A 14,407-nucleotide genomic window follows, 5' to 3' on the forward strand; every position below is an offset into this window, starting at 1 on the left:
GAACTGCTCTGGCCGTCTCCTAGTGCACTGTACCGACATCCCAGTGAGATCACTGTCGATCCGACACCTATCACCGGGTGGCAGCGTAAATCGACTCGAGATAGGTCTCGCGGACGCGATCGCCCCAATTGTGGGTGTAGGTATCGATGACGTCGCCGGCGACGTCGCCCCGGAGATACTGCACGATCCCCCGATCACCAGTTCGGTCCCGCAGATGCGTCGTGAAGAAGTGCCGGAAGTAGTGTGGTGTGACGTTCTCCTGGGTCCCTCCACCGGTGCGGTACCAGCCGTGGTCGCGGGCGTGTTTCTCGACGAGATAGCGGACGTCCGACGGCGTGAGCCGCTCGCCCCACGAGTCGCGAGTATCGAGAAAGAGCGGCCGCGCTGACGATACCGCGTCCGGGCGGATCGCCAGCCACTCGCATACCACCTGCCGAAGTTCGCCGTCGACGGGGACGACTGTATCCCGCTTTCGTTTGTTCGAGGCCGTCCGTTCTTCACCGTTGATGGTTGCACCGCGGGCTGGCTCGGCAGAAATGAACACCGACGCGGGCCGGCGCTCGAGCCCGACACGCGGCGTCCAGTCAAGCTCGAGTGCCGGCGTCTCGAGGTGGAGATCCCGCAGATCGAGGTTACAGAGCTCGCCAACGCGCATCCCCGTCTTGAGGAGCGTGACGACGACAGCTCGCTCGAGGGGATGAGAAATCGAGTCAACGAACGACTGCATTTCCGGCACCGAGATATCGCGTCGCGTCGGATTCGTCTCGATCGATTCAGACAGTTCCTCCATGACGAGCGCCATCGGATTATCGTCGAAGACGCCGACACGAGTCATGTAGTCGTAGAACCGATTGAGATAGGATGCGTAGGTCGCGATCGTGCTGTCTTCGAACTCGCCGCGCAGCGAATGGACCCAGGCCATACACTCTCGGCGTTGAGCTGTGCCGACCGCGTCGACGTCGAAGCGCTCGCGAAGGAAGGTCTCGAATCGCCGCAGCACTCGCTCGTAGGCTGCAAGCGTCCGTTCGCTCTTGCCGTGATAGCGCTGGTCATCGAGGAAGTACGCGATCGGATCCGCTACGTCCGCCGGCGCGTCGCCGGTCGGTTCAGTCGCCATCCCCACCACCGTCGACGGTCGTATATCCACCGTGGCGACCGCTGTATCGAATTCGGTTGGTCGCCTGTAACTCCTCGAGTGTCTCGTCCAGTCGTGACTCGATGTCGTCGGAGACCGCCTCGAGTAGTTCGTCCCACGAATACGTGTCAGAAGAGAGTAGTTCGAGGACCTGTCTTTCGAGGCCGTTACCCCCAGGGTCTGGGTCCGGAGAATCGGGTTCCCCTGAGTCGGGATCGAACCCTTTGCGTCCGGCTTGGACCATCGTCCGAACGAATTCGCTTTGACTCATGTCGAGGTCGTCGGCGTGGGATTGCCACTCTGCTTTCTGGTAGGCTGGGACGTAAGTCTTGACAGTCGATCGAGAGGTATCGGCCGAATCGCTCATAGCAGATCGATCAATCGCGATGATATTCAATCTACCCATTATTCGAGCTAAGTATATTTATCTTAGAAGGTAGCACTTAAATAGCGCCAGTTGTGGTCCCACAAATCTAGATGTATATCATAGACGGTCCTATTAACCGATATATTAGATATTGCCAGCTAGTCCCACAATTCCAGATATACTACTGCGGTTGTGGTCTCGATAATCGGGCATACGACCGACAGTCGTGTGGATACGTTGTCTCGTCTCGGCCAACAAACGGGCAGAATAGTAGACAGTGTTTCACTTCGTCACCGGGATTGCTGCCTGAGAGAAGGACGGGAAACTCGGTAATTACGCATTCGTGCTGGGCAGCCATCATATTCTTTATCTAACTTAACATACGCTCTCAAATATGGCCAAGAGAGCAGCCACTCAGGAGGGGTCCACAGACGAAGACCAAAACAGCGGCAAGGGGAAACTCAGGAAGGCAGTGGAATTTATTCTGGACGTTCTGGATCTAATTGCCAGCTTCTTCTAGATCGATTCGTTCATCACCCCCCACTTACTCGAGCGGGCGCGTCACCAGCCAGCGATCACTCGCCGATCAGCGACTGATACCGCTGCTCGAGCACGACCATGTGCTTGCAGTGAACGGCAGCCGCCGTCGACGATCGTCTCGGGTGGCCTCGCATGGATGTCCCCAGTCGAGTGGCCACTCGGTCGACGGCTACTCCGGTCTCTGGGAGGGACTCTGTCCGTTACTCGAGTCGGCGTCACAGGGATGCGGTCGCTGGGATGTGGGAAGTGCGAACGGAGTGAGAAGACACTATCAGAGCTCATCGGGCTGTGGTCAGGGACCGATTTGTAGTGGACCGATTTTCACTGCCCAGTGAGGTGTGAGAGCCCTCACAGCCGTCGGGACACTCGTCTCGCACGCACCGTTGTACACTCATCTCGCATGCACCAGTACGATTGTGCGGCTGCATACGTGCTACATGCAACGCATGAATAGAGGTGACAACAGGTTCGGTTATTGTCTGCGGCCCTGCGTCCAGAACGCCGGAGACAGTGCGCTGCCAGACAGCTGAGGTAGATATTGAACCAATGCCGTTGTGGACGAAGACCAGCGCGAGCCGCCTTAGAACGCGACTGACGCGATTCTGTTGCGTTCTCATTGGCGGGATAGACACACAGCGGTTTCCGGGGACTGGTTTCCCGATCGATACACGCGACGACGTAGCGGTCAGATGATTACCGTCGTGCTCGAGCCCTTGCGGCGTTCCTGGACAGAATCAGGACAGAAAGCCACGAGCGGCCGGCCGAAATCCGACAGTCGTCACTGATAGAAGGGCAACAGCGGCTGTCACTGTGCCTGCCTCTTGCCAGTACCTCGAGGTGCGCACTGTCCACCTTCGAACTAATAAATCCTATAACGCTATACAGAGTTTCTTGACATCGACGGCAAACCACGGGACGATCAGCAGGGATCATCGTTGTCGACCATCGACGTGTCATCCGTCGGGTCGCTCGAGTCCTGAGCCCATCGGTCGGCTGGTTGCTGGCGCTTCCGGACCCGAAGTCGCTCCTGTAGCTGCTTCTCAATCGCGGCCTGTACCTCGAGTCCTCGATCGGCATCGATATCGTGGGCCGTCGCGGCCCGACCGAAAAACGAGGCGGAACTGGCGGTGTCTGCAGTCACACTGGCGAGGTGACGACGGCGCTGAAAGATCGTCGCCTCGTGAAGGACGGCCTGCACCCGGTAGTAGGGAACGATCTTCGTCGTTCGCCGCCAGAACCCCGTCTGGGTGAGGACGTATCGCTCACCGGTGTGGAACCCACGATTCGTCCATTTGAGGTGGGCAGCGACGGGGACGACCGCGACGAGAACGGCGGCGATGTACCACCGGTCAAGCGGCGTGTAGCGCGCGACAGCGAACGCACCGGCGACCGACGCAGCGACGACCAGCAGGTAGCGGACTGCGTACCGTTCTCGAGCGCGACGGGGTGGCGACTCGAGGTCGATCGGGCCGAAGGGTTCGATCGCACGCGCAAGCGCGACGACGCGGTCGGCATCGGCGAGGGGAATCGCGGATTCGGTCCCGCGAGAGTCGGACTGGCCGGGGGCGTAGCCGGCCGTCTCGACGCTCAACGCGGCGTAGCCGAACCAGCGGAAGGGAATCGCTTCCGAGATCGTTAGTGCCTGGACCTTCTCGAAGGGGATCGTCCCGCTGTAGTGCTGGAGAAGCCCCCGCTCGTAGTAGAGTTCGTCGCCGGAACGCGTGAGTCGGAAGCCGTAGTAGCGGGTAAACGTGAGGATTGCACTGATGAGCCAGGCAGCAAGCAGGAAGACCAGAATCGCCCACACGAGCGCGAACGCCCCGGTTGCCGGACCCGGGAGGCCGCTGATGCGGTCGGCGGGGACCAGCGTAGTGGGATCGAACCCGCTGGCAAACGAGAGCGCGATCCCGCCCAGCACGCTCGCGCCCGGGTCGATGGTGAAGACGCTCAGGATCACGAGTTCACGGGGCTGGATTTCGAAGAGGAGTTCTTCCTCCTCGGCCGTCTCTGCTGTGGATCCAACGGCGGCTTCCTCACCCTCGAGTGAGTCCGTGTCTTCGGCCTCGGTACGTGTGCCCTGTCGCAGTTGCCGTCTGAGGCGATGGGCTTCTGTCTCGGAAACGTACCGAAGACTGACTTCGGTCTCGCCACCACCAGCAGTTTCGATGTGGACGGCGGCGATGCCGAGGAGTCGGTCGACCACGTTCTGTCTGATGTCGACGTTCTGAACCCGCCCCAGCGGGAGTTCGCGGGTGCGACGTGAGAGGACGCCGGAGGTGACGTCGAACGTGTCCGCGGTGAGTTCATATCTGAACCGCTGGTAGTAGGCGAACTCGTAGACGATCCCGGTGATGATCCCGAGGACGACGAGGCCGACGATCGACAGCAGATCCATCCCGTTGCCGCCCGGCGAGACGACGACGCCGATGATGAAGAAGACGAAGCCGGTATTGAGGCTGCGCGAGAGCGACCGGACGGCCACCGACGCTGGATGGAGTTTCTTCATACGGCGTCTTCACCCGCGCTCTCGATTGCAAGTCGGCGAAGCGACTCCTGGAGTGCCTCGGCGCGTGCCGGCGTCAGGCCAGGGATCGCGACGTCCGAACTCCGCGAGCCAGCAGTGTAGACGACGACCGTCGCAAGGCCGACCGCTCGCTCGAGCGGTGATCGCCGAGAATCGACGTGCTGGACGCGAACGAAGGGCACGACCGTCTTGGTTCGCGTAAAGACACCCCGGCGGATGTAGAGATCGTCGTCTCGAAGCTCGAATCGCCAGATGCCGTAGCGTCGCCAGGCGATGAAGACGCGAATCACGGCGAGTGCAACTGCGATCACCGCGGCAGCGGGGACGATCGCAACCGGCACGGCGTCGCCGAGTTCGGTTCGTGAGAGGCCGATCGCCCCGCCGACGATGAATCCACCGATGATCGCGGCTCGAGCGAGTGCGAGCACGAGCCAGACGATCCGAACGCGCGGCGTGAGCCGTTCCATACGTGTCGTGACGGAACTGATTCGATTAAAGGGTGGGAAAGCGGCGGTCGTTTGCACCGGGTGAGAGCTCCGATCGAGACATGGATTTCGTTCGATTCGGAGTTCCACGACCGCCCGTAGTGCGACCGAGCGTCGTCGACGTGGACTCCAGTAACTAGAAGAAAGGAAACGAACCCTCGGGATAAGACCGACTCCTGTCAGTGAGTCGTCGTTCGGACGTCTTCGACGCGATAGAGGTCGTCCTGCAGGCCGTCGCCGTCACAGTCTTCGTTCGGACACTCGTAGTGCCAGCCGTCTTGGGTCGCGTCTCCTTCTCGGAATCGATCGCCACATACCTGACAGAAGAGTTGTCCCTTTTTGCACGTATCGCGGTGTAGCTCGAGGGCGAGCTCGGTCTGGAACGACTGGTTGCAGTTACGACAGGTGTGCATATTTCGTCTGACGTGAGCATCCGCCAAAACTGCTTGGGTTCTTTTATTCCGCCAGATTCGTGCGTGATTCGGCGTCACTGACCCGATTTGGGGCCGATAGCCGGGCAAAAAAGAACGGTTGAAATTCGTGTTTACTCGACCTCGAGTTGTTGATTTGTTGGGGGATCGGCCATCTCATGTTCTGTGTGATCGCGCACCACTATCGAGTGTCGAAATAGTGGTAGTTAGAGTTACGGGAGTGGGTCAAACCGGCGATAGTCTCCCTGATTGATTTCTGTCTGGCGATCTAACCGCTCGGTAATGGACTCACTCGTCATCGGCGGCCGGCTGTTCGCAGGAGTGTTGCTGATTCTGGCGAACGCCTTCTTCGTCGCGATCGAGTTTGCGTTGACTCGTGCTCGACAGTTCACCAAGGAGGAGTTCGTCGGAGACACGCCCGCACTCGAGCGGGCATGGGAGATGACTGACAACCTCGAGCTCTACCTCACCACGTGCCAGGTCGGGATTACAGCCTCGAGTATCGCCGTCGGGATCGTCGCAGAACCGGCGCTGGCCGCGATATTCGAACCACTGTTCGTGAACACGGCGCTTGCTTCGATCGGTAGCGGAGCGATCATTGCCTTCCTCATCATCAACCTCGTTCACCTGACCCACGGCGAACAGACGCCGACGTATCTCGGCGTCGAGCGCTCACGGCTGGTCTGTCGGTACGGCGCGACACCGCTGTACTGGTTCCACTGGATCATTTCACCGATCATCACTCTCGGCGACGGCATCGCGAAGCTGACCCTCAAGCTCTTCGGGATCGAGATGACTGGCGCATGGCTCGAGACCGAAGAGGACGTCATCGAGTCGCGGGCCGACCTCCGGAACAAGCTCGGGTCGGTCCTCGAGAAGGGAGAACTCCCGGAGGAACGCCGCGAAGAGGTGATGAACGCGTTTCAGATCGGCGAGCAGGCGATTCGTGAGGTGATGGTGGATGCCGAGGATATTATCGCGCTGTCGACGGAAGCGAGCCCCGAGGAGAACTTTCGAAAAATGGAAGACCGCCCACAGACGCGGTATCCGCTGGTCGGCGACGACCTGACCGACTTTCGCGGGATCGTCTACACACCGATCCTCGTCAGATACCGCGAGGAACTGGCGAGCGGTGACGTCGACTTCGCGGAACTGGCAGCACCGCCGATGACGCTGTCCCCCGATACGGACGTCAGCGACGCGGTCGACCAGTTCCAGGCGGAAAATCAGGAACTCGCATTGGTGATCGAAGACAGCGAGGAACGGAGTTCCTCGAGCAGCCGGACGCAGTCCGGCGATGGCAATGTTACCGGCCTCGTCACTGTAACCGACTTGCTCGAGGCGGTGATGGGCGACATCGAGGACCCGCTCGATCAGCGGCAGGTCGAAGCGGCCGATCGGTAACGAGATCGAACCGACGAACCGATTACGTGACGTCGAGAGCGGACTACGCGGCTGCGCGCCGCCGGCTTTTCCGTGTCGCGGTGGAACGAACAGCCATGTATCACGACATTCTGGTACCGACCGACGGCAGCGACTCGAGCACGGCAGCGGTCGACGAGGCTGTCGCGATCGCCGACGGGGAGGCAGCGACGGTCCACTTTCTCCACGTTATCGACGAGGGGACAGAGATGTCCGCGGGTGCGTCGGGGATGATCGCACCGCAAGTCACGGAAACGCTCGAGGCGGAAGCGGAGTCGGCCCTCGACGATGCCGAACGACGGGCCGGGAATGCCGGCGTGACCCACGACCGGACGACCCGCGAGGGCGACCCCCACGATGTGATCGCGGCCTACTGCGACGATGCGGACATCGATCTCGTCGTCATGGGTGCAAGCGGCCGCTCGGGATTAAAAGAACACCTCCTCGGGAGTACGACCGATCGCGTCGTCCGAACGGTCGAGACGTCAGTGCTGATCGCACGGCCCTGAGCAGGGCGAATCGCAGAGCGAAAAAAGCGCTGTCGACTCGGTTAGTCGTCCTGGCCGAGAATGCCGCGCTCGGTCATCTTGCGGGGATCAAGGACCTCGTCGGCCTCGTCCTCGTCGAGGTAGCCCTTCTCTAAGACGACCTCGCGGACGGTCTTGTCCTCCTTGAGCGCGGTCTTGGCGACCTCGCTGGCCTTGTCGTAGCCGATGTGGACGTTGAGCGAGGTGGCCATCGCCATCGACTCCTCGACGCGGTCTGCACAGTACTCCTCGTTGGCCTCGAGCTTGCGGACGAATCGATCGCCGAACACCAGGCTCGCGTTCGAGATGAGTTCAGCCGACTCAAGGAAGTTGTGTGCAAGCACGGGCTTGTAGAGGTTGAGGTCGATCTGGCCCTCGGCAGCGCCGGCGGAGACAGCGGCGTCGTTGCCGACGACCTGCTTGTGGACCTGGTTGACGGCCTCGGCGACGACCGGGTTGATCTTGCCGGGCATGATCGAGGAACCGGGCTGGTTCTCGGGCTGTTCGATCTCACCGAGCCCGTTGCGCGGCCCGGAGGCGAGCAGGCGCAGGTCGTTTGCGATCTTGTTCAGCGAGCCGGCGACAGTTCGCAGCGCGCCGTGGGCTTCGCTCATCGCGTCGTGGGCCGCCTGGGCCTCGAAGTGGTTGTCGGCTTCGCGGAACTGGACGCCAGTCTCTTTCGTGATGTACTCGGCTGCGCGACCAGGGAACTCGGGGTGGGTGTTCAGACCGGTGCCGGTCGCCGTCCCACCGAGCGCGAGTTCCGCGAGGTGGTCGCGGACGTTGTCGACGCGGGCCAGTCCCTTCTCGACCTGCGTGCGGTAGCCGCCGAACTCCTGGCCGAGCGTGACCGGCGTCGCGTCCTGCAGGTGGGTGCGCCCGGTCTTGACGACGTCGTCGAACTCCGCTTCTTTTTCCTCGAGCGCCTCGCGGAGTGCGTCGAGTGCCGGAATGACGTCTTTCTCGACGGCCTCGAGGGAGGCAACGTGCATCGCGGTCGGGATGACGTCGTTGCTCGACTGGCCGTAGTTGACGTGGTCGTTGGGGTGGACGACGCGGTCACCGATCTCGCTGCCCATGAGCTCGGCGGCGCGGTTGGCGATGACCTCGTTGGCGTTCATGTTCGAGGACGTGCCGGAGCCGGTCTGGAAGACGTCGACCGGGAACTGGTCGTCGTGTTCGCCGGCGATGACCTCGTCTGCAGCCTCGATGATCGCCTCGGCGACGTCCTCATCGACGAGGCCGAGGTCGCGGTTGGCCTGTGCCGCGCCTTTCTTGACGACGCCGAGCGCGCGGACGAACCGACGGCTGAACGTGATTCCCGAGATGGGGAAGTTCTGGATCGCGCGCTGGGTCTGTGCGCCCCAGTAAGCGTCCGCTGGCACCTGCATCTCGCCGAGACTGTCCTCCTCGATTCGGTATTCGTCTTCGTCTCCCATACGCGAGAACTCTCAGTCAGTCAGGTAAAATCCACCGAAAGCCCAGTCTCGTCCGAGCGAGCGCGCTCACGGACGGCCGACTGGAGCCGTTCCCGGCCGATGCCGTGGAGCTCGCGGGCCGTCTCGAGTTCGAGATCGGGAACCGTTGGCGTCCCCCAGGAAAACGTCCGCGAACTAGCCGTATCGACGGCGAGCGACGCCAGTCCGAGCCGGCGCTGGAAGATCGACCGCCGCGTCGAGACCGTCTGAATCCGATAGTAGGGGATGACGGTCGTCCGGCGGTTCCAAAACCCCGACCGAATCACGAGATGCTCCTCGCCGACGTGATAGCCCAGGTTGACGTACTTGAGATGAGCCGCAAGGGGTACTGCGACGAAGACGGCCACGGCGAGATACCAGCGCTCGAGGCCTGTACCCTGTGCAAGTCCGAACGCGACGGCGACGACGATGGCTGCGATGGCCGAATAGCGGACGAGGTACCGCCGCCGAGCCAGCGTCGGCGGCCGCTGGAACCGTGGCGTTTCGACGTCAGTGAGGTTCTCGGCGAATCGATAGATGCGGTCGGTCTCGGCAAGTGGGATAGCTGATTGGCTGCCACCGCTACTTTCTGGCCCATAGCCTGCGGTTTCGACCCAGAGGCCGGCGTAGCCGACCAGTCGCTGGAGCGGATTCTCGGTGATGGTCACCGACTGGACCTTGTCGACGGGGATCGAGCCGCTGTAGCGCTGGATCAATCCCCGTTCGTAGACGAAGTCGGCCCCTGCTCGCCCGAGACGGAACCCGTAGTAGTTCGCGACCGTGTAGATCGCACTCGCGACGTACGTCGCGACCGACCACTGGAGCGCAGTGACAGCGATCAAAACGAGCAGTGATCCGACCGCGGCACCGTCGAGCGACGCCGGCCCACCGACGGGACGCGCGATCTCGAGGATGAACGCGGGAACCAGCCCTGACCCGGAGTCAGCGCTTGTGAGGAAGATCACCAGCGCGATCGGGAAGACCGCAGCGCCCCACCGGAACGATGTCAGAGCATACACCAGCAGTTCTGTCGGCTCGAGTTCGAACAGCAGCGTCGGCCTGCGGTCAGGGTGTGAGCGCTCGTGGCGCGTCGACTCATCGACGCCGCTAGCCGAAGCCGACCCACTCGCCGAGGCCGCGCGCTCGTCGCTGCTCGCGTCGTCGTCGTCCGCTCGAGCAGTTTGCCGGCGGATCTCAGCGCGAAGCCGCTCTGCTTCGGCCTCGCTGACGAAGTTTAGTGTCGCTTCCGTCTCGCCGCCGCCGGCAGTCTCGAGGGAGACAACGGCGAGCCCGAAAATGCGGTACAAGACGCCCTGGGAGACGTCGACGTTCTGGATACGGCGATACGGGATTTCGCGCGAGCGCCGGGAGAACACGCCCGAAGTAACGTCGAGCGTCCGCGAGGTGATCGCGTACGTGAACCGATAGTAGTACGCGATGCCGTAGCCGATCCCGACGACGAACCCGACCGGGGCCAACATGAAGATCCAGTCGATGTCGACGCCGTCGAAAATCGTCGAGAGGATCATCACGACGAAAAACGGCATCGACAGCCCGGTAAGGCCGCGCTGGAGCGCCAGCGTCACCGCGCTCAGCGGATGCAAGCGATTCGCATCAGACGGCATCGTCAGCCTCGCTTTCGACGGCCAGTTCACGAAGCGTATTCTGCAGCGTTCGTGCACGCTCCGGCGTCAGCCCCGGAATGCGAACGTCCGCGTTTCGGGACCCTGCCGTGTAGACGACGACGCTCGAGAGGCCGAGGACACGCTCGATCGGGCCAAACTGCGTGTCGACGTGCTGGACGCGGACGAACGGAACGGCGGTTTCGACGAACGTGACGACGCCGCGCTCGAGGTAGAGCGCGTCGTCCTGGAGTTCGAACTGCCAGACCTGGTACAGTCGGAGAGCGTAGCCGGTCCCGGTGACGAGCCCGAGTGCGACGACGCCACCGATCGCTACCACCGGGACAGTGACCTGCCACTGATCGATGGCGGTGAGGACGACGCCGAGGACGACCGCAGCGAGCGCCCCACGGGCGATCCAGAGGAGTCTGATGCGGGGATGGAGGGTTTCCATAGGAATGAAATGTCATTTCTAGTGGATAAAGCCACGGTTCCACGCGAGCGGTCTGCTCCGGTATCGGCGGCCAACCCGCAAGACGGGGTGACTGCGAGCCATCCGTCGCGAAGTCACGATCGTCGTCCCGGTTCGCTGGTGGGGTGGACCTTGCGAGTGTATAGTGGGTAATGACACCATTTATCACAACATATGGTCAAGTAGCGCACATGGCTTCCGAGACAGCGACGAGCGATCAGTGGGAGACTGTGGACTGCAGCCGAGACGAGCATGTCGGCCGGATCACGCTTGCCCGCCCCGAGGCGATGAACACGTTTAGCACCGAACTCGCACAGGACCTCGACGCAGCGCTGCACGCACTCGACGAGGACGACGACGTGCGGGTGATCGTCGTCGACGGCGCAGGCAAATGCTTCTCGGCTGGCATCGACCTCTCCGAACACGGCGACCACGAGACCGAGTCGGAATACGAGCAGTGGGTTGGACGGATGGAAGCACCGTTTCACACGCTAACTGAGATGCGAACACCAGTGATCGCCGCGGCCCACGGCCACGCGGCCGCCAACGGGATCGGACTGGTCGCAGCCTGCGATCTCGCCGTCGCCGCCGAGGGGACGAAATTCGGCGCGACAGCGCCCAAAGTCGGCCTGTTCTGTATGGGACCGGCCGTCCCGCTGATGAAGGCACTCACCAGAAAGCGGTGTCTCGAGCTCATCCTGACCGGCGAGTTGATCGATGCCGAAACCGCCCTCGAGTGGGGGCTGATCAATCGCGTCGCACCCGAGGGCGAGCAGCTGGACGCGGCGATGGAGCTCGCCGAAACGATCGCACAGAAGAGCCCGATGGGTGTCCAGATGGGCAAGCAAGCGTTCTACGAGATGGTCGAGATGGACTACGACGAGGCACTCGCGTACTCGAACGAGCAGTTCGCAACGCTGTGTACGACAGACGACGCGAACGAAGGCATCGCGGCCTTCCTCGAGGGTGAGCCACTCGCCGCCGACGAGTGGCCCGGCGAGTAACGACCGCGTGGCCGGTTTGGGCCCGGCTACTGATCAGCCTCGAGGTCGTCGTATTCGGCGGGCGTGTAGGTTGACAGCTCGAGGGCGTGGATGTCGGTCGTCATGTGCTCGTCGAGTGCGTCGTAGACCTGCTGGTGTTGCTGGACCAGCGGCAGACCTTCGAAAGCCGGCGAGACGACCGTCGCGGCGAGGTGGTCCTCGTCGTGTTTATCGCGGGCGTGCGTGACCGTCGCCTCGGCGTCCTCGAGATTCGATTCGATGAGTTCCTCAACGGTTGCTGGCTTCATACGGAAGGGATGTGTCGCTCGAGGCAAAAACGCCGCGGTCGCGGCCAGCGACACGGTGAGTGGGCCTCAGAACGGGACGTCCGGCGGCACGTCCGGGCCCGACGATCCCTGCTCGCTCAGTCCGTCGAGGCCGGTCGTAACGGTGACGTGATCGATCGCGTCGATCTCGGCCGGGAGTCGCCGCTGGATCGCCTGGGTCGTCATCGAACTGACCCCACAACCGCTGCACGCGCCATGCAAATTGATCCCGACGTGGCGCTCCTCGAGGTCGACCTCGGTGATCGAAGAGTCGCCGCCGTGGCCCTCGATCTGGGGGAAGTTGCGACGGAGGAACAGAGAGACAGCTTCGCGAACGGCGTCCTCGGGAGACTGATCCGACTCGGACTCGCTCATGGCTGTGGCGAGGGGCTGGAGCGATATATATGTCGGGCATTGGCCCGTGCGCTCGCAATCAGAGCGGCGATGACGGCGACTTTATGCCGGCTCGAGACGCCGTCCCCGATATGTCACTGGCAGCCGAGACGCGCCGAGCAGTCGATCGTCGGCCGTTCCTTCGAACCGCGTTGCGGGCCGGCGTCGTCAACTACACCGCCGCCGCCCGTACGCTCGCGGTCGACGGCGAGACCGACGCGATCGCGACGGCGCTGCGCCGCTACGCCGACGAGTTGCCGGCCTACGGGACCGAGTCGCGAGACGTCCGCGTCCGGATGGAGAGCGGAATCGGCCCGCTCGAGTCGGCACGCGACGACGCCGACACACTCCTGACGGTCGGCGGGCAGGCGTTCGGTCCCGTCGACAGCGATCTGACCGCCATCGTCGCCGCCGGCGACGTCGATGCGGCCGCGCTCGCGGCCGTGCTTGCACGACTCACCGCCGAGGAGCTGTCGCCGACTGCAGCCGGCGTCGCCGAAGACGCCCTGGTGATCGTCGTCGAGCGACTCGAGGGTGCGAACGCGCTGCGGGCGGTCGAGGACGCGCTCGAGCGCGTGGGTGCCCAATCCGGATGAGGGCACTCGCGGAGGGCTACTTCTGTTGGTTATGACTTTTTATACCCACACTTTCTGAGAAGTTATATGGGGATTTCCCAGGGCGTGTCGTTACCGGCAGCGTTCGACGATCTCGATATTGGCATCGTCTTACGCGACCCGGAAACCGGCGCAGCTCTCGACGTAAACGACCGGATCGAGGAGTTATACGGCTATTCTCGAGCGGAACTCCTCGAGATGGAAATCGGAGAGCTCACAGCACCATCGACGACGTTTTCTCAGGACGAAGCGGTCGATCGACTGCACGCTGCTGCCGCCGGCGAGTCGCAAGTGTTCGAGTGGCGGATCGAACGACCCACGGGTGAACTGGTCTGGATTCGCGTCCGGCTCAATCGGACGACGATCGACGACACCACGTGTGTCATCGCCGAGGTTCGGGAGATCACCGAGTACAAGGCGCGGGAACGTCGATTGCGGCTTCTCAACCGCGTCATCCGACACAATCTTCGAAACGAGACGAACGTCCTCATGGGGTATGCCGACCGTCTCAAACAAGCCGTCGAAGCGAAGACGCTCGAGGAGGAAGTCGAGACGATCCTCGAGATCGCATCGGAGATTGGGAGGTTGAGCGATTCGATTCGTCAGGTCGAGGAGATCGCAACGCCCGACGCGACGCAGCGGTCGCCCACGGACATCGGCGAGCTGGCCGAAGCGATCGTCGCGGAGGTTCGAGCGGACGAGACGGCGGCCGAGATATCCGTCGATATTCAGGACGCCGTCTGCGTAAACGCCGATACCGGCCTCCGACACGCGATTAGACATGCCATCGACAACGCGATCGAGCACAACGATCGCGACGTCCCGTCCGTCGACGTATCGGTTGCTATCGATCCAGACACCGAACAGGCCGAGATCGCCGTCAGCGATGACGGCCCGGCGATCCCGGACGTCGAGATCGACGTTCTCAGAGAGGATGTCACGGCGAGTACCACCTATCACGGCTCCGGCGTCGGACTGTGGGTGATGCAGTGGTGTGTCGACTCGCTCGGCGGTGAACTCGTCTTCGAGGAGAACACCCCTCGTGGCAACGTCGTTCGGTTCTTACTGCCACGGGTCGACCGCGCCGAGCCATAGCGACGGGTGGCACA

General features: G+C 62.4%; 16 protein-coding genes. 6 read left to right on the forward strand and 10 right to left on the reverse strand.

Going from position 1 to position 14,407, the window contains the following annotated elements; translation table 11 throughout:
- Positions 1-70: 70 nt before the first annotated feature.
- Together BSG09_RS12590 and BSG09_RS12595 are read right to left on the reverse strand one after the other, a co-directional pair.
- A complete protein-coding gene (locus tag BSG09_RS12590; protein WP_092933642.1) occupies positions 71-1,117 on the reverse strand; it encodes a tyrosine-type recombinase/integrase in 1,047 nt (348 codons plus the stop codon).
- A complete protein-coding gene (locus tag BSG09_RS12595) occupies positions 1,107-1,502 on the reverse strand; it encodes a DUF5805 domain-containing protein (RefSeq protein ID WP_092933644.1) in 396 nt (131 codons plus the stop codon). Before BSG09_RS12595 ends, BSG09_RS12590 begins: the two co-directional genes overlap by 11 nt.
- 394 nt (positions 1,503-1,896) lie before the next feature.
- On the opposite strand from BSG09_RS12595, the gene BSG09_RS21590 reads away from it, so the two are divergent.
- Positions 1,897-2,022 carry a hypothetical protein gene (locus tag BSG09_RS21590; RefSeq protein ID WP_277613172.1) on the forward strand — a complete coding sequence of 42 codons (126 nt, stop codon included), beginning with the start codon at positions 1,897-1,899 and terminating at the stop codon, positions 2,020-2,022.
- A gap of 939 nt (positions 2,023-2,961) precedes the next feature.
- Here the strand turns inward: BSG09_RS21590 and BSG09_RS12600 are convergent.
- The 3 genes from BSG09_RS12600 to BSG09_RS12610 all read right to left on the reverse strand — a co-directional run bounded on the left by BSG09_RS12600 (position 2,962) and on the right by BSG09_RS12610 (position 5,464).
- The gene (locus tag BSG09_RS12600) at positions 2,962-4,548 is read right to left on the reverse strand and encodes a PH domain-containing protein (protein ID WP_092933647.1); all 1,587 of its coding nucleotides are present in this window, start codon (positions 4,546-4,548) and stop codon (positions 2,962-2,964) included.
- Positions 4,545-5,033: a PH domain-containing protein gene (locus BSG09_RS12605; protein ID WP_092933649.1), complete on the reverse strand. Its 489-nt coding sequence runs from the start codon at positions 5,031-5,033 to the stop codon at positions 4,545-4,547. Before BSG09_RS12605 ends, BSG09_RS12600 begins: the two co-directional genes overlap by 4 nt.
- 197 nt (positions 5,034-5,230) lie before the next feature.
- A complete protein-coding gene (locus BSG09_RS12610) occupies positions 5,231-5,464 on the reverse strand; it encodes an HVO_2901 family zinc finger protein (RefSeq protein ID WP_092933652.1) in 234 nt (77 codons plus the stop codon).
- Between the two features lie 300 nt (positions 5,465-5,764).
- Between BSG09_RS12610 and BSG09_RS12615 the strand changes: the two genes are divergently transcribed.
- Positions 5,765-6,886: a CNNM domain-containing protein gene (locus BSG09_RS12615; protein ID WP_092933654.1), complete on the forward strand. Its 1,122-nt coding sequence runs from the start codon at positions 5,765-5,767 to the stop codon at positions 6,884-6,886.
- Between the two features lie 95 nt (positions 6,887-6,981).
- The gene (locus tag BSG09_RS12620) at positions 6,982-7,413 is read left to right on the forward strand and encodes a universal stress protein (protein ID WP_092933656.1); all 432 of its coding nucleotides are present in this window, start codon (positions 6,982-6,984) and stop codon (positions 7,411-7,413) included.
- A 41-nt stretch (positions 7,414-7,454) separates the two neighbouring features.
- Here BSG09_RS12620 and BSG09_RS12625 read toward each other — a convergent pair whose 3' ends face one another.
- Genes BSG09_RS12625 through BSG09_RS12635 form a run of 3 tightly spaced genes read right to left on the reverse strand, consistent with a single transcriptional unit; the run spans position 7,455 to position 10,964 of the window.
- Complete coding sequence (locus BSG09_RS12625; RefSeq protein WP_092933658.1) at positions 7,455-8,870, reverse strand: class II fumarate hydratase; 1,416 nt, start codon at positions 8,868-8,870, stop codon at positions 7,455-7,457.
- A gap of 20 nt (positions 8,871-8,890) precedes the next feature.
- Positions 8,891-10,513, reverse strand: a complete 1,623-nt coding sequence (locus BSG09_RS12630; protein ID WP_092933660.1) for a PH domain-containing protein — start codon at positions 10,511-10,513, stop codon at positions 8,891-8,893.
- Positions 10,503-10,964 (reverse strand): PH domain-containing protein, encoded by a 462-nt coding sequence (locus BSG09_RS12635; RefSeq protein WP_092933662.1) that lies wholly within the window; start codon positions 10,962-10,964, stop codon positions 10,503-10,505. The genes BSG09_RS12630 and BSG09_RS12635 overlap by 11 nt, the downstream gene beginning before the upstream one ends.
- A gap of 209 nt (positions 10,965-11,173) precedes the next feature.
- On the opposite strand from BSG09_RS12635, the gene BSG09_RS12640 reads away from it, so the two are divergent.
- Complete coding sequence (locus BSG09_RS12640; RefSeq protein ID WP_092933664.1) at positions 11,174-11,986, forward strand: enoyl-CoA hydratase/isomerase family protein; 813 nt, start codon at positions 11,174-11,176, stop codon at positions 11,984-11,986.
- A 26-nt stretch (positions 11,987-12,012) separates the two neighbouring features.
- On the opposite strand, the gene BSG09_RS12645 is transcribed toward BSG09_RS12640, so the two are convergent.
- Positions 12,013-12,273: a BolA family protein gene (locus BSG09_RS12645; protein ID WP_092933666.1), complete on the reverse strand. Its 261-nt coding sequence runs from the start codon at positions 12,271-12,273 to the stop codon at positions 12,013-12,015.
- Between the two features lie 66 nt (positions 12,274-12,339).
- Entirely contained in the window at positions 12,340-12,666 is a 327-nt protein-coding gene (locus tag BSG09_RS12650; RefSeq protein ID WP_092933668.1) for a NifU family protein, read from the reverse strand.
- A gap of 110 nt (positions 12,667-12,776) precedes the next feature.
- On the opposite strand from BSG09_RS12650, the gene BSG09_RS12655 reads away from it, so the two are divergent.
- Together BSG09_RS12655 and BSG09_RS12660 are read left to right on the forward strand one after the other, a co-directional pair.
- The gene (locus tag BSG09_RS12655) at positions 12,777-13,280 is read left to right on the forward strand and encodes a DUF7523 family protein (RefSeq protein WP_092933763.1); all 504 of its coding nucleotides are present in this window, start codon (positions 12,777-12,779) and stop codon (positions 13,278-13,280) included.
- A 66-nt stretch (positions 13,281-13,346) separates the two neighbouring features.
- Positions 13,347-14,393, forward strand: coding sequence for a PAS domain-containing sensor histidine kinase (locus BSG09_RS12660; RefSeq protein ID WP_092933670.1), 1,047 nt, complete (start codon positions 13,347-13,349; stop codon positions 14,391-14,393).
- The last annotated feature ends 14 nt before the right edge of the window (positions 14,394-14,407 follow it).

It is taken from the genome of Natrinema hispanicum, assembly GCF_900111485.1.
GTDB lineage: Archaea > Halobacteriota > Halobacteria > Halobacteriales > Natrialbaceae > Natrinema > Natrinema hispanicum_A.